The sequence below is a fragment of the Vibrio sp. 661 genome (assembly GCF_033339315.1).
GTDB lineage: Bacteria > Pseudomonadota > Gammaproteobacteria > Enterobacterales > Vibrionaceae > Vibrio > Vibrio alginolyticus.
Genome location: NZ_JAWOUJ010000002.1, coordinates 805,393 through 830,467 on the forward strand (window position 1 = coordinate 805,393; position 25,075 = coordinate 830,467).

The 25,075-nt window shown below is 41.6% G+C and carries 26 protein-coding genes; 8 read left to right on the plus strand and 18 right to left on the minus strand.

All coding sequences use genetic code 11. From position 1 onward, the window contains the following. Positions 1-12 precede the first annotated feature (12 nt). From R7P69_RS07685 to R7P69_RS07700, 4 genes are all read left to right on the plus strand, one after another. Positions 13-399: a DUF3319 domain-containing protein gene (locus R7P69_RS07685; protein WP_005376294.1), complete on the plus strand. Its 387-nt coding sequence runs from the start codon at positions 13-15 to the stop codon at positions 397-399. Position 400: 1 nt separating this feature from the next. Further along, positions 401-712 (plus strand): stress response translation initiation inhibitor YciH, encoded by a 312-nt coding sequence (gene yciH / locus R7P69_RS07690; protein WP_005376292.1) that lies wholly within the window; start codon positions 401-403, stop codon positions 710-712. 1,168 nt (positions 713-1,880) lie between these two features. Beyond that, a complete protein-coding gene (locus R7P69_RS07695; RefSeq protein ID WP_017820156.1) occupies positions 1,881-2,720 on the plus strand; it encodes a LysR family transcriptional regulator in 840 nt (279 codons plus the stop codon). A 296-nt stretch (positions 2,721-3,016) separates the two neighbouring features. Next, complete coding sequence (locus tag R7P69_RS07700; protein WP_005376260.1) at positions 3,017-3,229, plus strand: hypothetical protein; 213 nt, start codon at positions 3,017-3,019, stop codon at positions 3,227-3,229. A gap of 91 nt (positions 3,230-3,320) precedes the next feature. Here R7P69_RS07700 and R7P69_RS07705 read toward each other — a convergent pair whose 3' ends face one another. The 10 genes from R7P69_RS07705 to R7P69_RS07750 all read right to left on the minus strand — a co-directional run bounded on the left by R7P69_RS07705 (position 3,321) and on the right by R7P69_RS07750 (position 13,177). Next, positions 3,321-3,710: a universal stress protein gene (locus R7P69_RS07705; protein WP_053349900.1), complete on the minus strand. Its 390-nt coding sequence runs from the start codon at positions 3,708-3,710 to the stop codon at positions 3,321-3,323. Between the two features lie 879 nt (positions 3,711-4,589). After that, positions 4,590-4,751: a YoaH family protein gene (locus R7P69_RS07710; protein ID WP_005376257.1), complete on the minus strand. Its 162-nt coding sequence runs from the start codon at positions 4,749-4,751 to the stop codon at positions 4,590-4,592. 41 nt (positions 4,752-4,792) lie between these two features. Then, complete coding sequence (locus R7P69_RS07715; RefSeq protein ID WP_005388052.1) at positions 4,793-5,914, minus strand: conjugal transfer protein TraF; 1,122 nt, start codon at positions 5,912-5,914, stop codon at positions 4,793-4,795. Between the two features lie 60 nt (positions 5,915-5,974). Then, positions 5,975-6,856 carry a DUF2861 family protein gene (locus tag R7P69_RS07720; RefSeq protein ID WP_017820158.1) on the minus strand — a complete coding sequence of 294 codons (882 nt, stop codon included), beginning with the start codon at positions 6,854-6,856 and terminating at the stop codon, positions 5,975-5,977. Positions 6,857-6,862: 6 nt separating this feature from the next. Then, complete coding sequence (gene vxrB, locus R7P69_RS07725; RefSeq protein WP_005376251.1) at positions 6,863-7,525, minus strand: response regulator transcription factor VxrB; 663 nt, start codon at positions 7,523-7,525, stop codon at positions 6,863-6,865. Further along, positions 7,500-8,954, minus strand: a complete 1,455-nt coding sequence (vxrA, locus tag R7P69_RS07730; protein ID WP_025767766.1) for a sensor histidine kinase VxrA — start codon at positions 8,952-8,954, stop codon at positions 7,500-7,502. Before vxrA ends, vxrB begins: the two co-directional genes overlap by 26 nt. 155 nt (positions 8,955-9,109) lie before the next feature. Then, entirely contained in the window at positions 9,110-10,486 is a 1,377-nt protein-coding gene (gene pntB, locus R7P69_RS07735; protein WP_005376248.1) for a Re/Si-specific NAD(P)(+) transhydrogenase subunit beta, read from the minus strand. A gap of 8 nt (positions 10,487-10,494) precedes the next feature. Further along, positions 10,495-12,051, minus strand: a complete 1,557-nt coding sequence (locus tag R7P69_RS07740; RefSeq protein ID WP_017820160.1) for a Re/Si-specific NAD(P)(+) transhydrogenase subunit alpha — start codon at positions 12,049-12,051, stop codon at positions 10,495-10,497. 434 nt (positions 12,052-12,485) lie between these two features. Continuing rightward, positions 12,486-12,767, minus strand: a complete 282-nt coding sequence (locus R7P69_RS07745; protein ID WP_017634616.1) for an HlyU family transcriptional regulator — start codon at positions 12,765-12,767, stop codon at positions 12,486-12,488. Positions 12,768-12,808: 41 nt separating this feature from the next. After that, complete coding sequence (locus tag R7P69_RS07750; protein WP_005376241.1) at positions 12,809-13,177, minus strand: late competence development ComFB family protein; 369 nt, start codon at positions 13,175-13,177, stop codon at positions 12,809-12,811. 253 nt (positions 13,178-13,430) lie between these two features. Here R7P69_RS07750 and R7P69_RS07755 point away from each other — a divergent pair, with 253 nt between their 5' ends. Further along, entirely contained in the window at positions 13,431-14,669 is a 1,239-nt protein-coding gene (locus tag R7P69_RS07755) for a GGDEF domain-containing protein (protein WP_238952656.1), read from the plus strand. A gap of 249 nt (positions 14,670-14,918) precedes the next feature. On the opposite strand, the gene R7P69_RS07760 is transcribed toward R7P69_RS07755, so the two are convergent. Continuing rightward, on the minus strand, positions 14,919-15,878 hold the full coding sequence (locus R7P69_RS07760) for a diguanylate cyclase (protein ID WP_017634619.1): 960 nt from the start codon (positions 15,876-15,878) through the stop codon (positions 14,919-14,921). A 273-nt stretch (positions 15,879-16,151) separates the two neighbouring features. Between R7P69_RS07760 and R7P69_RS07765 the strand changes: the two genes are divergently transcribed. Next, complete coding sequence (locus R7P69_RS07765) at positions 16,152-16,589, plus strand: DUF3069 domain-containing protein (RefSeq protein ID WP_005376232.1); 438 nt, start codon at positions 16,152-16,154, stop codon at positions 16,587-16,589. Between the two features lie 76 nt (positions 16,590-16,665). On the opposite strand, the gene modC is transcribed toward R7P69_RS07765, so the two are convergent. The 4 genes from modC to R7P69_RS07785 all read right to left on the minus strand — a co-directional run bounded on the left by modC (position 16,666) and on the right by R7P69_RS07785 (position 20,762). Beyond that, complete coding sequence (modC, locus tag R7P69_RS07770) at positions 16,666-17,772, minus strand: molybdenum ABC transporter ATP-binding protein ModC (RefSeq protein ID WP_238952655.1); 1,107 nt, start codon at positions 17,770-17,772, stop codon at positions 16,666-16,668. After that, on the minus strand, positions 17,769-18,458 hold the full coding sequence (gene modB / locus R7P69_RS07775) for a molybdate ABC transporter permease subunit (RefSeq protein ID WP_017634621.1): 690 nt from the start codon (positions 18,456-18,458) through the stop codon (positions 17,769-17,771). Before modB ends, modC begins: the two co-directional genes overlap by 4 nt. A gap of 27 nt (positions 18,459-18,485) precedes the next feature. Then, entirely contained in the window at positions 18,486-19,241 is a 756-nt protein-coding gene (gene modA, locus R7P69_RS07780) for a molybdate ABC transporter substrate-binding protein (RefSeq protein ID WP_213877347.1), read from the minus strand. 69 nt (positions 19,242-19,310) lie between these two features. After that, positions 19,311-20,762 carry a cobyric acid synthase gene (locus R7P69_RS07785; protein WP_238952654.1) on the minus strand — a complete coding sequence of 484 codons (1,452 nt, stop codon included), beginning with the start codon at positions 20,760-20,762 and terminating at the stop codon, positions 19,311-19,313. A gap of 155 nt (positions 20,763-20,917) precedes the next feature. On the opposite strand from R7P69_RS07785, the gene R7P69_RS07790 reads away from it, so the two are divergent. Beyond that, complete coding sequence (locus tag R7P69_RS07790) at positions 20,918-21,292, plus strand: YgiW/YdeI family stress tolerance OB fold protein (protein ID WP_005376220.1); 375 nt, start codon at positions 20,918-20,920, stop codon at positions 21,290-21,292. Between the two features lie 154 nt (positions 21,293-21,446). Further along, entirely contained in the window at positions 21,447-21,983 is a 537-nt protein-coding gene (locus tag R7P69_RS07795; RefSeq protein WP_017634623.1) for a hypothetical protein, read from the plus strand. Between the two features lie 122 nt (positions 21,984-22,105). Here R7P69_RS07795 and R7P69_RS07800 read toward each other — a convergent pair whose 3' ends face one another. From R7P69_RS07800 to R7P69_RS07810, 3 genes are all read right to left on the minus strand, one after another. Further along, complete coding sequence (locus R7P69_RS07800) at positions 22,106-22,789, minus strand: ATP-dependent zinc protease (RefSeq protein ID WP_005388032.1); 684 nt, start codon at positions 22,787-22,789, stop codon at positions 22,106-22,108. An 11-nt stretch (positions 22,790-22,800) separates the two neighbouring features. Continuing rightward, positions 22,801-23,988 carry an aromatic amino acid transaminase gene (locus tag R7P69_RS07805; protein WP_017634625.1) on the minus strand — a complete coding sequence of 396 codons (1,188 nt, stop codon included), beginning with the start codon at positions 23,986-23,988 and terminating at the stop codon, positions 22,801-22,803. Between the two features lie 155 nt (positions 23,989-24,143). Further along, positions 24,144-25,001, minus strand: a complete 858-nt coding sequence (locus R7P69_RS07810) for an AraC family transcriptional regulator (protein ID WP_005388028.1) — start codon at positions 24,999-25,001, stop codon at positions 24,144-24,146. Positions 25,002-25,075: the final 74 nt, after the last annotated feature.

Sequence of the window (25,075 nt, forward strand, 5' to 3'; positions counted from 1 at the left end):
TGACTCAGTGGTATGGCGATTTCAAATTATAGAGGTTTTAACCTGCAGTCAGTCGGATCAGATGGCAGTGTTTGGAAGGTTAAAATCAAGAACCACGTCTTACAGGGAAGTTTGACGGCGGTAAAGAAAAGCATTGATTGGTGGTGTGACACCGCATCGATTATTGATCCCAAAGAGTTTGCTTCACTCGGACAGAGAGTGCAGCAAACAGGTGTTGCAAAATCAGAGGTCTTTAACGGCTATACTATTCAAAATGATACAGGCCAACCTAACTCTTGGTACTGTATGTTTAATGGTAAACTGATTAAGGGCAGTAAAGCCGCTATTCAACGCCATATCGAAGCTTATTTGGTTGCAAAGCAAAAAGCGATGCAAGCTCAACAACAAAAGAAACAATAGAATGACTCTGGTATATTCAACAGAAACCGGTCGAATTAAACCGGAAGAAGAAAAAGTATCTCGCCCTAAAGGCGATGGTGTTGTTCGGATTCAGCGCCAAACGAAAGGCCGTAAAGGTAAAGGCGTATGCATTGTTACAGGTTTAGACTTGGATGATGCACCTTTAAAGTTATTAGCGGCAGAACTCAAAAAAGTCTGTGGCTGTGGTGGCTCTGTAAAAGATGGCAATATCGAGATTCAAGGTGATGCTAGAGACAAGATCAAGGCACATCTTGAAAAGAAAGGCATGACAGTCAAATTAGCCGGTGGCTAATTTAATATTTCCAGTAAACAAAAATGGCGTCTAAAGAAATAGACGCCATTTTTTATAAGTTGCTAATTGAAGAGCAAGCAATCGTAGATTGATAGATCGATATTAGCTATTTTATGGTAAATAACCATTATGTTTAATGCTCACCGTAAGGCCCTTAAATTTAAAATCTGCAGGGGAATAGGAGCATACTCAGACAACATTTAGCGTACGGCTATATGTGATTTAACATAATATACATAATACGAACTTAAGAGTTAGAAGATTAGCATTGGTGAAGTCAGTTTAGTTACACCGTATTTGGCTGTTGCTGCTTTGCAAGCCTCATCAGCTGTCTTGTATGGACCGTGAACTTCGATTTCATCACAGCGACAACTTTATAATAACCAGTCATCAACTTTAAAACCGTGTGGCTGATTAAGTTCCTTCATTGTATCTTGGGTTACGTTCAACACTGTACACGTTGGTTCTGCATCTTGCTCATTCAACATGAGTCAACATGGACACGCATTTGCTTAACCCAAACGTATAAGTACTAGATTACCTTTATAGGAACAAAGAATCTAACAGATGTAAACTCTCTACTTTTCAATCTATACCTAGATCTTTCTTCATATGTTCACTCAACTCGTTAGTGGTTCTTACATTAATCTTATGTTTGCAATGATGGATTCTCAACTCTTCACCAAATAATTTTACTAGTGATTTGGTATACAAAGTACTAATATTATTTATTGTTCTATACAATGTATCTTTCTGATAAACAGATCTTTTCGAATTTTGTATTGCAGTCTTCATATTTTAATATCCTTACACGTTTAACTTTATAATTTAAAAAATCAATTTCAACTTTTATTATTACTTTTTTCGATATGTAATGAGTCATTATCAATGATGCACAATCAACAATTAAATCACCCGAATCCAACTTAGTAATTTCACGAGACAAACTTTCTATTTTTAAATCTTTATTTTCTATATTTAATCAGATTGAGTTAATTCCTTCAGGATATCGGTTTAACTTAATATCCAATATGGTTTTATTAAGATAGTAGTCTGCCATTATTTCATGGCGGCTTTTAAATATCATTGTCCCCCTCCGATGATGCAAGTTATACTTTCCCACCAGTTAAAAGACAACGTGACTCAGAGTTGCAAAAAGGTAACAATCATGGAATTGATGAACAATGAGCTGATCTGCTTTGCAGCCATTTGTAAACACCTCTCTCTTACAGAGGCATCAAAAGAACTTGGAAAGTCTAAAGCTCAAGTCAGCAGGCAGCTAGCAGCATTAGAAAAACAACTTGGCGTAACACTCGTCCACAGAACAACAAGGAAACTCGTTTTAACTGATCATGGCGAAAGCATTAGAGAGCTTGCTATCAAGACGTTAGAGAGTTTGCACGAGTTAAATTACAGAGCTAGCTCGTTGAGTGAATGCATTGATGGAAAGTTTAAAATCACAATGCCCAACTCTATAGCCTCTTCTATTTTTGGTTCTGTTCTTAAAGACTTAAAAGAACGATATCCAAAAGTTGATTTTGAAATATCGTCAAGTAACAATGTAGAAAATTTATTAGAAAGCAACGTAGATTTAGCGATTAGGCTTAATAATGTTATTGATGACACTCTTATTGCACATAAAATTGGTGATTATAGTGATGTTTTGATATCTAGGGTAAGTAATGCCAACAACAAAACACTATTAATCTACAAACATCATTCGAATAAGGAATCAATTAAAAATCAATATACTGATGTTATCGAAGTTGATAACACCTCTATTTTAATAAACTTTGCTTCTGAGGGAGTTGGGGTTGGTGTCATTCCAAACTATCTTATTAAAAGTAACTATATAGACAAAAACATCCGAATATCGCAAACTTTTGATATAGAACGTTCCATGTATATTGCCTACCCTTATCAAAACCCTTTGCCAAGAAAGCTAGCTGAGATATCTACTTTTATTAGGTCTGAGTTATCACAAGTATTGAAGAGTGAGTCATTTTAGGGCGGTTGTTCAGATTTAGAATTTTGCGTTGTCTACTCAACTAGGCCTAACGCTAATCTTTGTAACATATTGTTTCGGCGGTATTTATTAACACCCCCATCTTTATGCTTGCTATCACAATGTGAGATGCTCTGCCGTCTTGTTATCAAGGTTTTGCGTGGAATAAATCACGTGGGGTAAACGATAGATTGACTTACATTAAAATTTTCATCAAAAGCAACTTTATATAAAATTGATTTCATACCAATCTATGTGTATCTTCTACCCATATCCCCACAATAACCAAGGAGAATGCCATGGATAAGCTACTCGCGTCTGCATTAGAAATTAAGCAGCGAACTATGGTGACTGGCTTTTTTGCTAGAAATGGATTCAAAATCGCTATGACCGATTTTGATGATGTCACTTTTGAGCGAGAAGGCGTGCAAGTTAACGTACATTTTGATCTGCAGTCAAACGCGGAGTCTGCATCTGTTTTATCTCATGAGGCATCAATCATTCCTGGCTAAAAACTTTTATTCTCACCGATATACCAAGCCGAACGTTTATGTTCGGCTTTTTAGTGACAAAAAAATGATGAGTGCGAACAAGAGTTGTCGATCACTCATCTAAATAGACGATTAATAAATCAGCTTCAACCTCGTTCACAACCTTTGGTATCGATGAAAAAAAGCGACTCAATAAGTTGTGATGATGGCCACAGACAACTAAATCTATCCCCTCTTTTTTGACGATTCCCGATAGTTTTATATGAAGATCGCCGATTACTACCATGGTCTCGTTTACTGGGTATAAGCATTTATCAGCGAGCTCTTGCAGCCTTCTTTCCAATTCTTGCTCTTCCTTCGCTTCCATGACTATCCGATCAACATCTACGTAAACAAATGAGAGTTTGCTGCTTGAGTTATCTGCTTGCATTATTGCTTTTTCGATAACGGCTTGGCTAGATTTAGATAAGTCGACAGCAACCAAAACGTGCTTGTAACCCATCATTCCTCCCTTGGTTAGTTTTTGTTCTCATATTAAGTCTAGTCCACATAGAGCGAACACAACATCAAAACTACTGCTACATGATAGTTAAAGGAGTTTAGTGTAAAACAGGCAAATAGTTTTCATTGCAACCTTGTTGCTTCCTCTCATCCAAAGATCAACGATGTTTTTCCAATTTCTTCTCTAATTATCGGACGGACTATTTAACAGGAAGGATGCCAGGAAACATTACGTTGTAACACGCGTTACTGCTCTTGATTTCTACTACTCTTGAGGTTTCATATTACCCACTTCAACGTCGCCTAGTTTAGTAAAACTACTTTAGATTAAGCATGCTCAACATGTAACGCTCCGCTCAAATCCAGGAGACGTATTTCGGCTAAAAAAAGCAGCTCAATAAGATGAACTTCGATTCATCTATCACATATGTCTGCGAGTGCTTACTGTTCTTATATCGCTTATTTAATAACTCTAGTTTAATTACCGCTATAAGTTACGGTGTATCTTTTTTATTTTTTCAGCATAATCCTCTGCCTGAGAACGAAGTCCTTTCGCGCTTTGTAATTAAATTACAAGATCAATCAAGACCAATATAGTTGACAGATTAAAAGTCCGAGGTAAATAATTGATAATATGGAGTTTAATTTATGAGTTCATTAAGAAATGCCTAATTGCCTGTGCTACGCAAACTAAGGTTAACACAATTGGGTAAAATTTTACTAACTCGCTATTTAGTCTTAAAGGCAATTGAACAAGATTAAAATCATATAGGTATAGTAAATTTGAGTTACAGCGTAACCAGGGTGGTGTTTGGGAATGTAAAGGAATAGAAAATAGAAAGGCAAAAAAAACAGGGCGTATGCCCTGTCCATGAATTGATTAGTTTTGTTGCTGTTGTTTTTCTGCGTACTCAGATCGAATCCGTTCGGCAACAATTTTGATAGCTTCTGCAGTACTTGTGCCCTTCGCCATCAATTCTTGAATTCTCTCTACAGCTTGTTGTTGCTCTTGGTGAGATAGAGGGGGTAAATCGTCAAACATAAAAAGCTCCTCATTTTGAGGAGCTGACTATAACGATTCAATCAATAGGTAGCAAGGAAATTAATGGATGCACCCATAGCGTTCTCGTTTGTGTACTGAGCTGCGATATCCAATTCGAACAACTTAAGTGGAGACAACCCGATACCAGCAGTAATGGTTCCTTCGTCATTACTTCTAGCTAAGTTCTTCATATACCCTGCCCGTAATGCCATTTGACGCAAAATATCAAATTCAATACCAGCTCGAATCATTTGCGTATTATCATCAAAGGATGAAAAACGTTTTTCTTCGTTAAGATCGTAGTCAACACTCATCGTAAAGTAATCGGCAACAATCCCTGCCCCAACGGTGTATACAGGACGCATGCTATATTCGTATGATTTTATCGTATCGCTGCCATATTGGAATGATTTTGTTTTAACGTCTCTTCCGATCAAATTTTTCGCTGAAATACCGAGACGATATGGGCCAAAGAACCAAAGTGCGCCGGCGTCTAAGTTAAACATCGTTTCCGCGGTCTCATTTTCACGTAAGTCTTTAGTATCAAAATTCTGAAAACTCGTGGCGTATGAGTATGTGTATATACGCTGAAGTTTAGGAGTAACACCAAAAGAAAGGTGTTGGTTCATGAAATTAGTGTATTTAGCAAGTGAAATACCAGCTTCAGCCACGCCAATAGAAACACCTTGTACATAGCTATCATCTAATGGATTAGTACCTGAGGTATCAACATTTGGTTGTACGAATGATTCAGTGTATAGCTTACCGTATGCAGTTGCAGATAAGAATTTGTTGGGAATACCAATGGCAACGACACCACCAAGATCAAAGTCTGTCTTTTTCCCATCGATAGCATCCATCGATTTTTTGATTTCATCGACGTCTGTCAATTTGCTGATGCGTTCGATCTCATCAACTAGATCATATTGATCATCGTAGCTGCCACCAAAACTTGGCACGATCATGCCTGCATCGTCATTTCGGCGATAAATCGCAGTAAGAGCAGGGTTGAAAAAAGGCGCAGTTAGATAAGTTGCTGATACGGTACCAACGCCACCCATTGCATCACTACGAGCCTCTATCGCATAAGTAGCAGCAGAAGCAGCATTAGCGAAAAGAATAGTAGCAACAGAAGTGGCAAGAATTTTATATTTGTTTTTCATACTACACTTGTGATTTTAGTTCGTCCTGAACCTTTATCGGCACAAGTAGTATTTCTTTAACTATTCTTCCTGGGAAAGATCATAGGTTCGGCTAATAGTTTGAGCCTGCTCAACAATTATATCGCCCTGCCAACGGCGACTATTGATACTTACCGCCAATACGTATCTATCGTTTGGGACACCCGCTAGCTCCAATGAATTTGGATAGTTAGACTCGTAAGTCTTTTTCCACATTTGCTCGTACTGGCCATCAATGTAGTCATACAAACCGACTTCAAGTTGCGGTAATGGACAATGGGGATTACGAAGTGCGCTCTTTTCTACTTTCCAATTCTCTTTAGATGTCCAACGAACATATTGAGAAGAGTTTGAATCTCCAAGTATTACCCAAGTTCGATACTCTTGTTTATCAGTAGAAACAACGGTTAAGTGATATAAACCAGCTTCAAGTTTACCTGTTAAGTTATAGCGTTTCGAGTAGCTACGCTCGTTGGCAAGTTCTGTCCCGCTCGGCTGTTGTTCATAGCTGAATGAACTGTCCGCGGATATAGAATCATCCACCCATCGATTAAATGAAATATTTTCGATGTCAGTTGTAGCTCTTAGCTTGATCACCAATCTAAATGTATCTCGCCCAGGGCTTTGAATAGTCTGACGAATAACGTTCACACCACTTATCCAATCAGGCAGCGTTACACCAGTGAGAGCCTTGCCACAGTTTTTAGATAGTGACTGACCAAGAAGATCATTAAGGTGAGGAGTCAAATCTTTACTTGGTTCCGTTTGCCAGAGTTCAACAAGAGAGTTGAACATACCCGCAAGATCATCTTCAAGTAAGTGTTGATGTGCCTGTGTTAAAGGCGTGTTAGTTTGAAACCAGTCCATTGCATGGACTGGTTTCACTAACGCTAATGAGAGAACTACAGGGAGTAGTATTTTCATTACGACTTATGCTTTCATCTTGTAGCCAACACCACGAAGTGTTTCAATTTCCAGTCCTGGCAGTTTTTGACGAAGCTGTAGTACATGTGTATCAACCGTACGTGTTGTCGGGAAGTGATTGTAACCCCAAACGTGGTCAAGTAGCTCATCACGAGTAAACACGCGACCTAAGTTTGACGCCAAAAATAGCAGCAAATCAAACTCTGTTCGAGTAAGCGTAATTAGCTCGTCTTTATAAGTCACTTCACGAGTCGAGCGGTCAATCTCTAAGTCTTTTGTAATCACTTTATCAGCGTTGCTTTGTTCTGCTGAATCCGGTGCTCGTAGCTGTGCACGGATTCTCGCAAAAAGCTCCGCCTCAGCAAAAGGCTTTGTTAAGTAGTCGTTCGCGCCGGAATCAAGGCCTGCAACTTTATCTTTTACGGTAACAAGTGCCGTTAACAAGATAACTGGTACGTCTTTAATCTGTTTCCATTCTGGGAGACATTGTACAGAGTCACCATCTGGGAGTTGGCGATCGAGAATTACCAAGTCAGCTTTTTTCCATTGTGGCTCTACGTCTGCAATACGCTCCACATGTAAACACTCATATCCTGCTTGTTCCAGGCTTACTAACAGGCCGTCAGCCAAGTTTTTATCGTCCTCAACGAGAAGCAGTGTCTGTTTCACAAGGTATCTCCAATATAAAAGTTGTAGGTGGTCCCATTAAGGACATTTTTCCGCCCATGCGGCCTACCATAGATTCAACGATTGTTAATCCAAGTCCTAACCCGCTCTTACTTACGAACGGTTTCTTCAAATTTGCCCAATCTTTAGCCGTTAGGCCTCCTGCATCTCGGACTTGGAATACTATTTTTTCTTCACTAGTTGAGACATCCAATTCAACCGGTGCGACACCGTACTTAAGCGCATTACGAAGCAAGTTATCGATACAAGTTCCTAACCAGTACACATTAACTTTAGCAGCCACATCTTCATTGATGTTAAAAAGCACGGCACTATCAAATTCTTCTTCGATCTTAAATTCTAACCAATCTGCAACGGATGGTACCCAGTCTGTTGCAAGCATTTGGTTATCAGATTGCAAATAATCTTTACTTGCTTCTGCCAATTGACGCAGGCGGCGCGTATCTTCACACAATCTGCGGAATTCGTCATACACACTTTCAGGCAAATGCTCGAACTCTCGACGAAAGCCTTCAACCGTTAGTGACAGAGATGCAATCGGTGTTCTGAGCTCATGCGTTAAAATTTGCAACACGAGCATTCTACTACGTAGTTCTTCTCGCTTGCTATTCCAACGGTACACCGCCCAACCAATCACCAAAAGAATATTGGCGATTACCAGTATGATCATACTGATCCGCAAAACTTGCGAGTGATCTTCTACATCCCAACAAATATTGCCTCGTTTAACAAAGCAACTTTTGCTTTGAGAGGCTAGAGCGTATGACAGACCCGCATTCGCTACGTTCTCTTGCCAGATATCTTTCTCGAAAACAAAGTAACGGTCACCACGTCTTAGCCAAAGTTCGTTACCTTCAATAAACATGCTCGCGCCTGCAATCAAAGCATTAATGGCGTCGTCATCCATGTTTTTCAAGCTTTCTAGCAACTCATCCCCTTCCTCGTTATCACGCTCTTTTATATGCATGTACTGAGATAGTTTGGGTTTGAGTTCTGGATACTTATCCACATAACGTGCCGCGTACGTCCCACCACCAGGGTGAATGAGACCACTACGCGAGAACCAACGAGGTGTCAGCTGCGTCCCTTTACAAATCGCTCTTGTAAATACTAAAGGCTCAGTAATTAAAGGACTTAATGGTAATTTGCCACGACAAGTATTCGCCAAGCTGTAAAGCTGTTGGATATCTTTTAACGGATAGTCAGACGTTTGCGGCAGAAGCGAATCTGGCGCAAGTAACTTGGTAGGATAATTTGATTGCAGAATACGAATATCGTACGACTTAAGAGCTACTTCATAGTTAAATAGCTCTGTAAACGTATCTATTCTTTCTGGTAGTGAATCGGAAAATGCAGGTGCCGAAAAAAGCGGCAATACAGTTGCAAAACCGAGCAAAAACTTTTTAATCAAACTGTTACCGTCACTTGTTACATTAGCCAAAACTATACATCAATCTACAAGCAATTGACATCTGCTAACAGAAGGATTTGCATTACTATAACATTGAAACGGAACAAAAAAGGGCCAGCGATTGCTGACCCTGTATAGTTTTAAATCAAGAATGGTTAAAGTGCTTTAAAAATAGACTCAACACTTTCTTTCGCATCACCAAATAGCATTGATGTATTTTCTTTGAAGAACAGTGGGTTCTGTACTCCTGCGTAACCAGTGTTCATTGAGCGCTTGAATACCACTACGTTTTTCGCGTTCCATACCTCCAATACGGGCATACCAGCGATTGGGCTGTTCGGATCTTCCAGTGCGGCTGGGTTGACCGTATCGTTAGCACCGATAACCAATACGGTATCGGTTTCTGCAAAGTCATCATTGATTTCATCCATTTCAAGAACGATATCATACGGTACTTTTGCTTCAGCGAGTAACACATTCATATGCCCCGGTAGACGACCCGCTACTGGGTGAATCCCAAAGCGAACTTCAATACCTTGTGAACGAAGTACATCAGTAATTTCATGAACAGGGTATTGTGCCTGAGCTACTGCCATGCCATATCCTGGAGTGATGATTACTGATTTTGAGTTCTTCAACATCTCTGCAACTTCTTCAGCCGTTGTTTCACGATATTCGCCCTGCTCTTCGTCACCTGAAATCACTATCTCTTGACCAAAACCACCGGCAATAACACTGATAAACGAACGGTTCATTGCTTTACACATGATGTAAGAAAGAATCGCACCTGATGAACCTACCAAAGCACCTGTTACAATCAATAGATCATTTGCGAGCATGAAACCTGCTGCCGCTGCTGCCCAACCTGAGTATGAGTTCAACATAGAGACAACAACTGGCATATCAGCACCACCGATTGAAGCGACTAAATGGTAGCCGAATGCGAACGCGATCAAAGTCATCACAATAAGAGCGAACATGCTGCCATCTGCTTTTACGAAGTAGATCATAAGAAGCGTAGAAATAACAACCGCTGCGAGGTTCATTTTGTGCTTATGAGGCAGGTTAAGTGGCGACGAAGAAATCACACCACGCAGCTTACCAAATGCGACAATTGAACCGGTGAAAGTTACGGCACCGATGAACACACCCAAGAATACTTCTACAAGGTGGATAACATGCTCAGCATGTGTTGCTGCTTCTGGCGCATCTAGGTAACTGTTGTAGCCAACTAAAACCGCAGCTAAACCTACAAAGCTGTGTAGAATCGCAACCAGTTCTGGCATCTCGGTCATTTCTACTTTCTTCGCATAGAAAATACCGATCGCACCACCTATCGCCATCGCGATAATGATCCAACCAAAACCTTGCGCATCTGGGCTAAAGATCGTCGCTATCAGCGCGATCGTCATACCAGCGATACCGTAGTAGTTACCATTACGAGCAGACTCTTGCTTTGAAAGTCCCGCCAAACTCATGATGAAAAATAATGCAGCAACAATGTAAGCTGCTTGTACTAATCCTGCAGACATTGTGACTCCTATTTATCTTTGCGGAACATTTCAAGCATACGCTTGGTGACGGTGAAACCACCGAAGATATTGATACTCGCGATCAATACGGCAATAAAAGATAGGAATGAAACGACGCCATTACCTTGTCCAATTTGCAGTAATGCACCAACGACAATAATGCCAGAGATAGCATTCGTTACTGACATTAGTGGAGTATGAAGTGCATGGGTAACATTCCATACTACGTAGTATCCGACAACACACGCTAGAACAAATACAGTAAAGTGAGAAAGAAACGCTGCCGGAGCAACCGATGCAACCCATGCAAAGGCTCCAACAGCCGCTGCCACACCAATAATTTTCTTCGTTGGAGACGTAGGTTCTTCTACTTTAGGCTCTGGCTTCGCAGGCTGTTCTTGTTTCACTTGCAGCTGAGCTGAAACCTGAATTGGTGGCGCTGGCCAAGTAACTTCACCTTCTTTCACCACGGTAACGCCACGGATAACAACATCTTCAAAATCAATATTGATGTTGCCATCTTTCTCTTTACACAGCAGTTTTAGAAGGTTAACAAGGTTTGTCGCGTAAAGCTGAGAAGATTGTGTAGGCAAACGACCAACCATGTCAGTGTAACCAACAATTTTTACCCCGTTATCCGTCATGATAACTTGGTCTTTCACTGTATATTCACAGTTACCGCCATTAGCGGCTGCCAAGTCAACAATTACACTGCCCGCTTTCATGCTGTCGACCATTTCTTTGGTGATCAACTTCGGCGCAGGTTTACCAGGGATGAGCGCGGTCGTAATAATGATATCAACATCTTTAGCTTGCTCTGCGTATAATTCTGCCGCTTTTTTGTTGAAGTCATCAGACATTTCTTTTGCGTAGCCATCCCCAGAGCCTGACTCTTCTTGAAAGTCAACGGTCAGGAACTCAGCGCCCATCGATTCAACTTGCTCTTTTACTTCTGGGCGGACGTCAAACGCACGGACAATGGCACCTAAGCTACCTGCAGCACCGATAGCCGCCAAGCCAGCGACGCCAGCACCCGCAACCAATACTTTCGCTGGAGGTACTTTACCGGCAGCCGTAATTTGACCTGTAAAGAAACGACCAAACTCATGAGCTGCCTCAACCACTGCACGATAACCAGCGATATTAGCCATCGAAGATAGCGCGTCTAAGGCTTGTGCACGTGAGATACGAGGAACGGAATCCATGGCAAGAACGTTAATGTTCTTACTTGAAAGTTGTTCCATCAACTCAGCATTTTGAGCCGGCCAAATAAAGCTAACCAGTGTTGATCCATCTTGCAGTAACGCAATTTCGTCAATGCCTTGCTCATCATCCACAATTGGCGCATTAACTTTTAAAATAAGGCCAGATGCCCAAACTTCTTCACTAGAAACGATTTTCGCACCAGCTGCTTCATAAGCGGCATCATCGAAACTCGCTAGCACCCCCGCTTGGGATTCAATCGCGACATCGAATCCCAATTTTATTAACTGCTCAACCGACTTCGGCGATGCAGCCACTCGCGATTCACCCGCGAGTATCTCTTTAGGTACACCGATTTGCAAAACGCATACTCCTTGTATACATATCAATAAATTAGTCCCAAAACAGAGCGTCGCTCTACTCTAATTCTTTTTTATTTCTATCTGTTTACCACGCAAGACAATTGCAAACGAAAGATGATGTTTGGGGACACCCATTTGCACAATAACACCTTGACTAACAGCCCTGTTATTATTCTGTTTGTATCGAACGCGTCTCATTACTTCAAGTGTTTTGTAATTTAAATACTAAATTTCATTACATATAACGCTAAGTAATGAATGATTGTCGCTCTGTGCTCGAAAAATAACAACGCAACACCGTACTAGACTGAGGTCTAACCAGGTAACGATTAAATACTGACTTAATAGAGATTTAAGCGTTAAAAAGAAAGAACCACTAGCATATACACTAATGGCTCTTTTTAAGATGACTGGAATCAAATTGCAGTAAATTGCTAGTCGAAGATTTTATCGCCCATTTGATCAATAAACATTTGAGATTTCTTCAACATAAGGTCATTGGCATCTTGCTCTGAGCCAAGTAAATCGGAGCGAATAAACCGATGTGTTTTCACTTCATCATTGTCATGCTTTTCTATTCGACCAGCGATGCGATATTGTCCGCCCTCTGAAAGGCTCTCTGGGTAAATAAAGAAACCTTTATACTCAACTGGCTCGATAGTTTTAGCTTCAGCGGTTTTCTCACTACCACCAAACAAACGCGAAAAAAATCCCACGATTCCTCCTTGGGTCAACTCACTAGTCAACTGAGCGACTCTTACTTGATATTAACGTTAAGGATCGGTTTTTCATACCAATCCAACTCTTTGTCATCATCATAACTAGTATGGGAAAAAATTACAGGCACATCATACTCTCGGTTCTTACGCCTGTCTTCTTTCACCATTTCTGCGGCGTTTTTCACCGCTATATCCGCGCTTTGCTTAAACTGGCTTAATTTTTGTTCAGGAAGTGAAGACAAAAAATCAATATCATGACGGATATAGACAGGCTTGAGCTGGATAAGCGCAAGGCAAGCAATATCGGCTAACTGTTCGTTGTCATACTGTTCTAAAAATTCGGGCAAACTGAGAACCTGGCCTACTAATGTTTCCATGTAATTGTGCACATCTGAGCTTATCTGCATCTGTAAATCTCCTTTTTCCTATGAAATGAGTATAGCAACGACTTGTTTATAACAACTTATTGATTGCTCTTAATTTAATCAATCTCTCTCTTTTTGCCGTAATGTCTTCCAAAATACTTGGGAAAAGGAACAAATAGACGTATTCTTGCTAGTTCTCAAAGTTCGAAATTCAATAACGGATAAATATCCATATTGATAAAACGATTTACCTAACCAATTATATAGTCAACTATTTTCAGGCAGTTTGTAATAGATGTCCTCATCGTCAATGACTTCATCAGGCTTCAGATTCTTATTCCCTTTTTTGCTACTGGGCATAGTGAGTTCGGGCATGGACAGCATTATTCAGATGACTCAGGCAAACTGGGGCATTGCCGCAAACTTGCCGTACATACTATTAGGTTGTGCGCTACTCCTTTGTTATTCATTTAAGCAAGGCAGAGAGTTCATGGTGTGCTTGGCAATGTTGCTAGCCTATTTTGTGATACAGCACCGCCTACAAGTCCCGCTTCAAAGTGGTACCGCTTTACTTGAGCTAACCATTTTAACCACGTTACTTCCTGTCTCGTTTCTTACGGTATTTTTGTTTAGTAAAGAAGGTTTTGACTCTAGAGCCATGTTGACTTACATCTTGATGTTAGCAATGTTCGTTCTTTGGTCTTATCTAACGCTAGCATATTACGTTGAAGGAGGGTTTGAACAATGGACAAGCGGTATTTTATTTATTGTACCTACGGTCTCTAAACTGCCTTTAATTCTTGTTTTATATTGCGTGGGTATTGTCTGTTTTCTTGGAATCCTTGTTTTAAAGAAGAATGAAATTATTCATGCGATGACCTACTCTGCCATGGTATTGGCGTCTGCGACGTTCATTTTCTTTGATGTGCAGTACATATCAAGCACCATGTTTACGCTAACAGGGCTGCTTATCATTATTTATGCCGCTTCCGCTAGCCATCAACTGGCTTTCACCGATAGCCTAACGCTGATTCCAAGCAGACGTGCACTTGATCTCGATCTAAAACACATGGGTAAGAAGTTCACGATCGCAATGCTTGATGTTGACCATTTTAAAAAGTTTAACGACACCTACGGTCACGATACTGGTGATGACGTTCTAAAAATGGTCGCTTCGCGCCTCACTAAAACCCCAGGCGGCGCAAAAGTTTATCGATTTGGCGGAGAAGAATTTACCATCGTTTTTAAAGGCAAATACGCTGACGAATGTAAGAACTTTTTGGAAGAAGCTCGCAAATCGATTGCAGAATACGAGATGATATTACGCGATGAAGAATCTCGCCCTGAGAACCATAAACAAGGACAAAAACGTCGTGGTAGCAACAGTTCGAAAAGAAAGTCGGTTTTTGTTACCGCAAGTTTCGGAGTTGCTGATAGCCGGAATGGGCAAGCTCCTCTGGACGTTATTAAATCAGCGGACGAAGCACTTTACAAAGCGAAAAAGGCCGGACGTAACTGCATAAAGCTTCGTTAGACCCTCACCAATCGTGAAAGTTAACAAGCTTGTCTGGGTTTAAAACAAAACCGAACTTCCCCATCAGCATAATAACTGCACTCATCGTTGCCACTATCCCGATGTTATCTATCTAATCAAAGGTATAAGGTATACGCCCGATTGCGACATTCCGTTCGCACTGTTTGCCTATCTTACTTTGAGTTAACTTTAAAAGAATTACCAAAACGTGACAACGCAACAAAAAAGTGGCATTCATAAGACTTTGTTTTAAAAAGAATTAACTACAGTATGTGTGTTTCTTCCCAAAGATTTTGATGTATATAGTGCTTTATCAACGGTTGCATACAAGTCTGATTGCACTTCTTTCCCTGTTGGTTGAAAAACAAAAACACCCTGTGACACTGTCACTCTATTTGACACACTAGAATACTCATGTGGGTAATCGAGAAAATACATAGCCTCTTGTATACGCTCGGCTTCTCTTTCTGCTGTTTGAGTGTCGGTACACCCTAGCAACACAACAAACTCTTCTCCACCATATCGACCTACATATTCCCCAGAGCGACAAAACGTCGCCTTTAGTTGATTCGCAATCGCTTGCAAGCAACGGTCGCCTTCAATATGACCGTAATTATCATTAAACGGTTTAAAAAAATCGACGTCCAATAGAATCAAAGCCATTGGCATATTGTGACGGCCATGCCATGCAACCATCGATTCCAACTTATGGTCGATATAACGGCGGTTATAGAGTTTGGTTAGGCCATCTTCATTCGCTTGCTGAGTCAAAAGTTGATTAACTTGCTCCAATTGAGCTGTCGCTTGCTTAAGCTCTCGTCTCATATGAGCAATACGCTGCATTGCGATAAGTTTAGAGTTCAGTACCAGTTTATCTACCGGCTTAATTAAATAGTCATCACCGCCCGCGTCTATGGCTTTAGCAATCATTTCTGGCTCTTCGTGACTACTCAAGAAAATAATAGGGATCCAATCCGGAAACGTTTCTCTTATATGAAGAGAGACTTCAAAACCGTTCATATCTGGCATTGATATATCGAGTAACACCAGTTCCGGATCAAAACTCTCGTAGGTATTTAACGCCTCTAGTCCACTACCTACGGCTTTTACAATATGTCCAAGTTGCTTTAGACGAATAGCCAACTGCATCCTGTCTAGCTGAACATCGTCAACCAGAAGGATTCGCATCGATGTCCCTGTCGGTTGCATAACGCGTTCCATTTTTAATTATGTCTTTATTAAACATATACCATACTCATAGAGTTGTTGCATTCGACTCATAATTAAGTGCTATATTTTTGTTTGAATATCACGGAATCCATTGCATAAAGCAGTTAGACTGGACGTTACCCTATCTAATCATGGCCTGTGAGCAGAAGTTCAACAAACTCATTCACTTTGGTCATCTTGTGGATTAATGGGTATAGCTATTTGATGCATTTGGTATTAATATTCCCGCCTTTTTGTAATGAGAGACACACCATGTCAGAAGCAACTAACAGCGAAAGCAAAAAAATCGATCTAGCCAGCATTTCTCCAGAGCTACGTAAAGTTATCGAATTTGACGAAGTTCCAGAGCAAATGTTCGAAATGGTTACCTCTATCCATGAAGTGTCTGAAGAAGCGGTACGTGAATCATGGGACGAAATGCCAGCAAGTGCACAGAACATTCTAGACAACTTTGAACAGTTTCATGCTCTAGTTTCTGTAGGCCAAGCATTCGCTGGTATTAATGTGATGGAAGAGTTTCCGACTCTTAATCTGCCAGAAAACATGACAGATGAAGATAAAGAAGAATACCGTGCTCAACTACTTGATAATGTGCTTCACAACTGTGTGAAAGACATGGTTAAGCAACTTAAGAAAGCACGTCGTGACCCACTTCTTAAGCGTGAATTCAAAGAAGTATTCGCGAAGTAATTCCGACATTCTTCTAGTAACAAAGGCCGCACTTTGCGGCCTTTTTTGATCATGAAGCGTAAATCAGTCTAAACGGTTAATGAGGCGCTAGTGCCATATCTTTTTGTGTCACACTGACACCTTTAATTTGTGCAAAAACACGGCTACCAACTTTTAGGTTGAGATCATCAAGGGCCCACGGTGTGATCGTTGCCCACAAATAACATTTCTCGTCTAGCTTGAGTGATACATTAATACTCTGCTTGTCATCGGCTGCGTTAAACGCCTCAATGGAATCGACAATAGCAGGCAAAATATTTCGAATCGACGTCGCCTTGGGTTGCTCGAGCGTGATAGAAACGTCGTTGGCACGCACTTGCAAGCGTATTGGCGTGTCTGGTGTTCCGTCAATCTTTTGCACCCACAGGAATACATTAGGTGCAAGGCTGATACAAGTCAGTGCATAACGTTCATGATGTTCAGCAATCCGGCCTTCAAATAAGCTGCTTTGCTCTGAGAAAGATTGCCATGGGCGCATAGCATGAGAAGCCCACACTTCCTCAAGCTTACCTGAACTCGAAATTTTACCTTGGTCAATAATTGCAAGGTGCTGAGCAAGCCTTAAAATTTCCTGGAGACTGTGTGTGACATAGATAATAGGAATATTTACCTTCTCCGACAACTCCTCAAGAAAAGGCATTACCTCACGCTTTCTTGGCATATCGAGTGAGGCAAGTGGCTCATCCATCAAAAGCAAATTGGGTTTAGATAGCAATGCGCGCGCAATCGCAACACGTTGCTTTTCACCACCAGAAAGTGATACCGGAAAGCGCTTTAGTAACGGTTTGATAGACAAGAGTTCGGTGACTGCATCAAAATACTCGTCATCTTTTTCTTTAACGCCATATAACAAATTGCCTTGAACCGAATAGTGAGGAAACAAACGTGAATCCTGAAACACATAACCAATACCACGCTTGTGCGTTGGTAGGTTGATTCCCTGTTCACTGTCAAACAAAACATGCTCACCAACCGCAACATACCCTTGCCTTGGAGTGACCAATCCGCTGATGATGTTAATCAACGTCGTTTTACCTGCACCAGATCGTCCAAACAAGGCACTAATTCCGTTACAAGGTAACTTAAGTTTGATGTCGAAGTCAGTCTCACCAAGCATTTGTTTAAATTGGACTTTAATCGTCATTGCTTCGCACCCAATCTGCTTGCCGCTTTACGATTTAGCCATTCAGAGATCATTAATGTAGACAAGGCTAACGCGATAGAAATGATACACAGACGAGCCGCCTGCATTTCTGCACCTGGCGTTTCAATAAAGTTGTACATTGCCAGCGGAATCGTTTGGGTCTCACCCGGAATGTTAGAGACGAAACTGATCGTCGCCCCGAATTCGCCAAGACTACGAGCAAATGACAGCATCGTGCCCGTAATAATTCCGGGAATGGTCAGTGGTAACGTGACGGTGAGAAACACTTTTAAAGGAGAAGCGCCTAACGTAGAGGCTGCGTGCTCCAATTTAGGGTCGACGCTATCTAAGCTTAGGCGTACTGAACGAACCATCAAAGGCAAAGCCACGACAAGACAAGCGACTACTGCCCCTTTCCAATTAAAGCTAAAGACTACCCCTAAGTTTTCATAGAGCCACTTTCCAAGGAACCCTTGTCGTCCTAAAGAAATCAACAACAAATAGCCGATTACCACTGGCGGCAATACCAGTGGTAAATGAATTAAGCTATCGAGAATCGATTTACCAAAGAACGTTTTTCGAGAAAGTAGCCAAGCAAGAAAAACGCCGAGAGGAATCAGCCAAAGTACTGCGTACGCGCCTACTTTGAGGCTTAACATTAAGGCTTGGTATTCCAGTTCTGTCACGCTTCGTTCCTATAATTGAAGGCCGGTTTATTGCTGAAAGCCATATTGAGCAAAAACGCGTGCGGCTTCGTCCGATTTTAGGTACTGGAAGAACTGCTCCGACTCAGTAGAATCATTCACAATTGCAGCCGGGTAAACAATAGCCGCATGCGTATCACTCGCAAATTCGCCGAGAATTTTGACTTTATCAGTTAACTGAGCATCGGTTTTGTAGACCACACCTAAAGGCGCTTCTCCACGTTCAACCAACGCCAAAGCTAAGCGCACATTCTTTGCTGGTGCGACGTGAGTTTGAACCGCTTTCCATACACCCAGTGTAGTCAATGACTCTTTCGCGTACATACCAGCAGGTACTGACGTCGGATTGCCTAAAGCAAGACGATTTCCATGCAATGCCTTCTCCCATGCCTTTGCATCAGAAAAGTTAAATGAGGTTAATTCTGAAGACTGAGGAGCAATCAACACTAAGCTATTGCGCACTAGATTTGTGACATTGTCACGATAAATGACGTCTTTATCGACCAAATAATCCATCCATTTCGTGTTCGCAGAAATGAATACATCCGCTGGTGCGCCATTGATAATTTGTCGAGCGATAGAAGAAGAACCACCATAAACGGGAGTGATAGAAACGTCATACTTTTCTTCAAAGTTTTGCGCGATTTCGTTAATCGCATTCGTCATAGAAGAGGCTGCATACACTTTTAGGTTCGTTGCTGCGTTTGCTGAAAATGAAATGCTTAATACTGCCGCAAGGCAAGCATACTGTTTCCATGCTTTCATAGAGATACTCCAATACAAGGCAAGCGAAAGAACAGGTTATTTAAATATAAAGTTCAATCAGTTAATGGGCTATTTAAACAAAAAATCAAGGCGTATATGTTGTTCTATCGCATCTGCGATGCGATTAATGCCTTGCTCCTTTAACTCTTCAAAGTCTTGTTGTTTGATTTGGGTGCCGTTTACCCATTCTGATACCAGGCTCAAGACATCTGCCTCGTCAAAGAACCCGTGAAGGTAGGTTCCCATGATTTGGCCACACTCGCTGATCGCCCCCTCCGCTTCACCGGAACTGAATGTAAAAGGTTGCAGGCCCCGTACTTCACTTCGCCCTACGTGGATTTCATAACCCTTTACATTGGCTGTTTTGCCGTTAAGAGAAAGCTGTGCTTGTGTGTTTGTAAGCTGTTTGCTGTTAGTTAGCGTCGTAGTGATATCAAGCAAGCCAAGTCCTTCGCTTTGACCTGGTTGGCCTTCGACGCCGTTTGGATCATCAATCAAGTTTCCAAGCATCTGGTAGCCACCACAGATACCAATCACTTTTCCACCAAGACGAATATGACGCAAGATATCTTTATCCCACCCCTGGCTTCTTAGATAATCCAGATCGTCTCTCACTGATTTGGTCCCAGGCAAAATAACCAGGTCGGCTTTATCTATTTTTTCGCCTTTACCTACATAACGTAGATTGATGTCTGGATTCAATCGCAGCACATCAAAATCAGTATGATTACTAATCCGGGTTAAAACAGGCACAACAACATTCAGTTTTACCTCAGAGTGCAACTCTTGCTGCGCAGTGATCGCGTCTTCTGCTTCTAAATTCAAACCATGAAGAAAAGGAAGTACACCAAGTACAGGTTTACCTGTTTTTTCTTCTAGCCAATCGAGGCCCGATTGCAATAAACGAATATCACCTCGAAAACGGTTGATAACAAATCCTTTTACTCGCGCTTGTTCAGATTCAGAAAGTAACGCAAGTGTTCCGTACAAATGTGCAAACACTCCACCACGATCAATATCAGCAACAATGATCACTGGTACATCAGCGGCCTCAGCAAAACCCATGTTTGCAATATCGCCTTCTCGTAAATTGATTTCAGCAGGACTCCCCGCGCCCTCGATAATAATCGAATCAAATTCTTGAGTCAGACGAGAGAAGGAATCTAACACCGTGTCCATCGCCACTTTCTTGTAATCATGAAAGCCAGCCGCATCCATATTGGAAATCGCCTTACCCTGCAAAATGATCTGAGCACCTGTATCACTGTTAGGTTTAATTAAAACCGGATTCATATGTACGGTTGGCTCAATATTACACGCCTGTGCCTGAACGGCCTGTGCTCGACCTATTTCACCGCCATCTTTGGTTACCGCACTATTTAGTGCCATGTTTTGTGGCTTAAATGGGGCAACATTTATCCCTTTTCTTGCTAATACACGGCATAAACCTGCCACAAGGACACTTTTTCCGGCATCCGAAGTGGTGCCTTGAACCATTAAAGATGGGATCGCTGATTTCATGAACATTCGTAAGGAATAGAGGAAGATGAACAATCATAACGTCATCGTCCCCACTTACTCAAGCAAATGAATAGAATATGAATGTTGAAATCATCATTGGTTCAAACAAGCCCTGTTTTAATGACCCCATCAAAACAAACCGATGAGGATGTAACATGAAAAAGAATACAATTATCGCAACAATCGCCGCCTTAGCTATTGCTCCTTCTATCGCGTTCGCGAAAGATAACGCTCAAAACCAATCAAACTTGCAGTTTAACGGTCCTGTCACTGTGGAAAAATTGGATGCCTTGCTAAACGACTCCAATATGTTTACTGAAAAAGATGTGGTCGTTGAAGGTAACTTATTGCGTCAAGTTCGCGCGGATAAGTTTGTCTTTAGCGATGGTTCCGGTGAAGTGATGGTCGAACTCGATGACGATATTCAGCTAAATACTCCGATTGATCACACGACTAAAGTCCGTCTGTTTGGCGAATTTGAAGGCGGGAACAAACCAGAGATTGAAGTCGAACAACTCGTAGTCATGTAAAACAAACCCCGATTGCTGTGCATATCAACATGATGTAGTGACGATTACAGCTAAATAGTGACGGCAAGCACTTAAAATGATAGCTTTATCAATCTTGGTCTGCTTTTTGCAGACCATTTTTTTGTTCATTTTAATCATCTTGCCCGGAGACACCATGCTAGGTAAAGCTCTAAAGGTTGCAGCCTTTGGTTTGTGTGCTATTTTGCCACTTTCCGCACATGCAAATAATTTCAACTACAACACGATGGAATTTCGCATGGGCACTAGCCCTGGTACATTTGGTGGCGAGTTCAATACCTACTTTACAGAGAATACCCATTTCATTGCTCGCGCAGACAGTGAGTTTAGCGGAGACTGGGACATTGCTGGTGGTATAGGCTTTAATGGGCCAGCAGGCCAATTTGCAGATATTTATGGCCAAATGTTGGTACACAACATTAAAGAGAACGGCAGTGATAAAGTGGGTGACGAGTGGCGCACGGAAGTGAATATTGGCACTCGTATTTGGTTTATGCAAAATGTTGAGCTACATGGCCGTATCGGCCAAATCATAGATAATGACGATTCGAACACCATTTACAATCTGGGCGCACGATTCCACTCAACTCAACAACTATCGCTTGGTGCAGATTTCAAAAATAATGGTGTCTATGGCCAGCAAATTGTAATGTCTGCTCGTTTTGCATTTTAGTGGATATGACTACCAGGCATCACAAGCAAGCATATGATTCAATAAAAATAGCCTCCGATTTTGGAGGCCATTTTTTGCTAATCAAGAATTATTAGCTTGTAGCAGAAACTAGCTTTAATACATCAGTTTTTAGCGGTTTTTTTAGGTTTATCTTGCACATATTTTTTCGATACATCCACAACGGCAATATCTCTAAAAAAGCTTCGACCAAGCAAAATTGGAAACGTCATATGTCCGCGATCCGCTAACGTAAACTCTGTCTTTTCTTTGTGATCCCCAACGGTAATGTAGGCTTTTACCACCGCTCGTTTATCCACCTCTTCTGACGAAGACTGCTTAACTTTAGCCCAGCGCTCAACGGGTACTTTAAATTCTTTGGTGTCTTTGTCACCTAAATCTATCTTAAATTTAACCCAGTCTTTACCATCACGCTCAAACGGAACAATGTCAGTCGCACTAATTGATGATGTTGTCGCACCTGTATCGACTCTAGCCTTGAAAGTCTGGTCAATTTCAGGAACATAAACCCATTCTTCAGAACCAAGAATTAACATGCCATCGGGTGTTTTTGTGACCTTGACTGGCTTCTTAGGCTTTGGTTCCGGCTTTTTCTCAGGTTTCGCTTCTGGTTTGGGCTCCACCTCTGGCTTTGGATCTACATCAGGTTTCACTTCTGGCTCGACTTTAACGGGCTCTTCGACCTTTGGCGACTCTGGCTCAACAGGTTCCTGCGTCGTTTGAGTTGACGTACAAGCAATTAAACTGCCGCTCATCATAAGCGGCAGAATCAGTTTCCAGTTTTTCATCCACACTCCAATTAAGCTTGAGATACTTTCTTAATTGCGTCCGCTACGTATGGAATATGAGTTTCGGTAAGTCCGGCAATGTTAATTCGACCATCGCCAACACCATAAATGCCATAATCTTCACGCAGTTGCGCCATTTGGTTTCCACTAAAGCCTAGCACAGTAAACATGCCTTTGTGACCCTCAATGAAATCAAATTGATCTGTATTATGGTTGTTTCTCAACTCGTTACACAAACTTTGACGAAGGCTAACCAAACGATGTTGCATTTCACTCAATTCTTGCTTCCAAACGGAAGTGAGATTGTCATCTTGCAGAATGGTCTTAACTAAAGCTGCACCATGGTCGGGTGGCATCGTGTAAGTAGAGCGAGCTAGAGTGAGGAGTTTACCTTTTGCATTGGTTACATCATGCATGTTCTTACCAACCACAATCGCTGCACCAGTTCGTTCACGGTACAGACCAAAGTTCTTCGAACATGAAGTAGTAATCAACATCTCTTCAACGTTATCTGCCATAAAACGAAGACCTTTTGCGTCTTCTTCTAGGCCATCACCGAAGCCTTGGTAAGCAATGTCCACAAATGGGATGAAACCGTTCTTCTGCGACAATTCTGTAATGGCTTGCCAAGCAGAGAAGTCAATATCCGCACCAGTTGGATTGTGGCAACAACCATGAAGAAGTACCACATCTGAAGGCCCAGCTTTCGCAAGATCATCCATCATTTTTGCGGTGTCTACTTGTTTCGTTTCAGAAGAGAAATAGTGGTAGAACTTAACTTTAAGGCCTGCTGCTTCCATCACTGGCTTGTGGTTTACGTAGCTTGGGTTGGAAATCCAAACCGTCGTATCTGGCTGTGCGATCTTCATTAGATCACCGAGCATACGCAGCGCACCACTTGCACCTGGCGTTTGAATAGCTGCAACACGATCCATTGCAGACGTTCCCGTCAGCAGCAAATCGATCATGCTTTTATTAAATTCTTCGCAACCCGCAAGACCAACATAAGACTTGGTTTTTTGAGTTTCAACAACGACATCCTGCGCCATTTGAATGGCTTTCATAATCGGCGTTTCGCCTGCGCTGTTTTTGTATACGCCAATGCCAAGGTCAACCTTGTTTGGACGTTCATCGTTACGGTATGCAACGGATAGAGATAAAATAGGATCTAATACGGGAGTTGGGAGATTAGAAAACATGAAAGTCATAACCCTTTGAAATTCAAGTACCGAACCTCACGTTAACACCATCGCAAAAAATGACGAAATGATTTTTCACTTATTTCATCAATTAGAGAACAAAATTCTGGATTGCGGTGAGTTTTGTGCGCTCTATCGTTCAGAAAAAGAACGATTCACTCCTCGTCGTACCAATCCACTCTACCGTTTTTTCTAAACTCTCTTGGTGTCATGGTCGACCACGCTTTAAAACGTGTACTAAAGTTAGCGCTGGTCGGATATCCGACTATTTCTCCAATATGCTGAATTGGCCATTCTGTTGAACGAAGTAACCTAGCAGCATATTCCATGCGCATACGCGTTAAATGTGCCATTGGGCTTCGACCAAACTGCTTTTGAGTCAGTCGATGCAAATGAGGCTCCGAACATGGATATAGAGCCGCCACCTGCTCAACGCTCCAATCCTTATGGAGCTGACGTTGGACAAGGTCAAATACACGCCGAAGCCTCAATTGGCTGCGTGATATCGACTCTGAGGGCGGCATGTTTAACATCAGCTCTAACTGAGCCACACTATGCTCACCTACCGCACCACCATAATCGATTGGAAGGTGAATGCTGCGTAGTAGTGTTTGGATACATGCATACATCACTTCAGGTGTAGATGAAAGCTGATAGCGAACATCACATTCTAATATCGGCCACTCTCTATCAGGAGCAAGAAAAAGCCACGCGATCTGCCAAGGTTCTTCTTCTATACCAAAACCGTTTTCAACACCTGCGGGTACTGTAATCAACGAGCCCGGTTCCAAATCGTATCGATAAGTCCCACTCTCTAGCCACCCTTTACCACGCACCGTATAGAGCAGCATGTGTTTCTTTTGGTTTTTACGATAAACAGAGAAGAAGTCACGACAAGTGGCAATGCCGCACTGCACAATGCCTCTCTCCTCAAGTGCTAATACTCGACTGTGATCAATAAACTCTTGATAAGTTTTTTCTGAAATCGCGTAGCGTTCTTGTTTATCTTCCATGATTTATTGGCTCACATGTGCGTTAGTAGAGAGTTTTACAAAGGTTTTGGATTCCTTTGAAAAATACACTGCCA

Coding starts and splice junctions, on each gene's coding strand:
- R7P69_RS07685 (WP_005376294.1), top strand. CDS start 13: ATGGCGATTTCAAATTATAGAGGTTTTAACCTGCAGTCAGTCGGATCA.
- yciH (WP_005376292.1), top strand. CDS start 401: ATGACTCTGGTATATTCAACAGAAACCGGTCGAATTAAACCGGAAGAA.
- R7P69_RS07695 (WP_017820156.1), top strand. CDS start 1,881: ATGGAATTGATGAACAATGAGCTGATCTGCTTTGCAGCCATTTGTAAA.
- R7P69_RS07700 (WP_005376260.1), top strand. CDS start 3,017: ATGGATAAGCTACTCGCGTCTGCATTAGAAATTAAGCAGCGAACTATG.
- R7P69_RS07705 (WP_053349900.1), bottom strand. CDS start 3,710: ATGGGTTACAAGCACGTTTTGGTTGCTGTCGACTTATCTAAATCTAGC.
- R7P69_RS07710 (WP_005376257.1), bottom strand. CDS start 4,751: ATGTTTGACGATTTACCCCCTCTATCTCACCAAGAGCAACAACAAGCT.
- R7P69_RS07715 (WP_005388052.1), bottom strand. CDS start 5,914: ATGAAAAACAAATATAAAATTCTTGCCACTTCTGTTGCTACTATTCTT.
- R7P69_RS07720 (WP_017820158.1), bottom strand. CDS start 6,856: ATGAAAATACTACTCCCTGTAGTTCTCTCATTAGCGTTAGTGAAACCA.
- pntB (WP_005376248.1), bottom strand. CDS start 10,486: ATGTCTGCAGGATTAGTACAAGCAGCTTACATTGTTGCTGCATTATTT.
- R7P69_RS07750 (WP_005376241.1), bottom strand. CDS start 13,177: ATGCAGATAAGCTCAGATGTGCACAATTACATGGAAACATTAGTAGGC.
- R7P69_RS07755 (WP_238952656.1), top strand. CDS start 13,431: ATGTCCTCATCGTCAATGACTTCATCAGGCTTCAGATTCTTATTCCCT.
- R7P69_RS07760 (WP_017634619.1), bottom strand. CDS start 15,878: ATGCAACCGACAGGGACATCGATGCGAATCCTTCTGGTTGACGATGTT.
- R7P69_RS07765 (WP_005376232.1), top strand. CDS start 16,152: ATGTCAGAAGCAACTAACAGCGAAAGCAAAAAAATCGATCTAGCCAGC.
- modC (WP_238952655.1), bottom strand. CDS start 17,772: ATGACGATTAAAGTCCAATTTAAACAAATGCTTGGTGAGACTGACTTC.
- modA (WP_213877347.1), bottom strand. CDS start 19,241: ATGAAAGCATGGAAACAGTATGCTTGCCTTGCGGCAGTATTAAGCATT.
- R7P69_RS07785 (WP_238952654.1), bottom strand. CDS start 20,762: ATGAAATCAGCGATCCCATCTTTAATGGTTCAAGGCACCACTTCGGAT.
- R7P69_RS07790 (WP_005376220.1), top strand. CDS start 20,918: ATGAAAAAGAATACAATTATCGCAACAATCGCCGCCTTAGCTATTGCT.
- R7P69_RS07795 (WP_017634623.1), top strand. CDS start 21,447: ATGCTAGGTAAAGCTCTAAAGGTTGCAGCCTTTGGTTTGTGTGCTATT.
- R7P69_RS07800 (WP_005388032.1), bottom strand. CDS start 22,789: ATGAAAAACTGGAAACTGATTCTGCCGCTTATGATGAGCGGCAGTTTA.
- R7P69_RS07805 (WP_017634625.1), bottom strand. CDS start 23,988: ATGTTTTCTAATCTCCCAACTCCCGTATTAGATCCTATTTTATCTCTA.
- R7P69_RS07810 (WP_005388028.1), bottom strand. CDS start 25,001: ATGGAAGATAAACAAGAACGCTACGCGATTTCAGAAAAAACTTATCAA.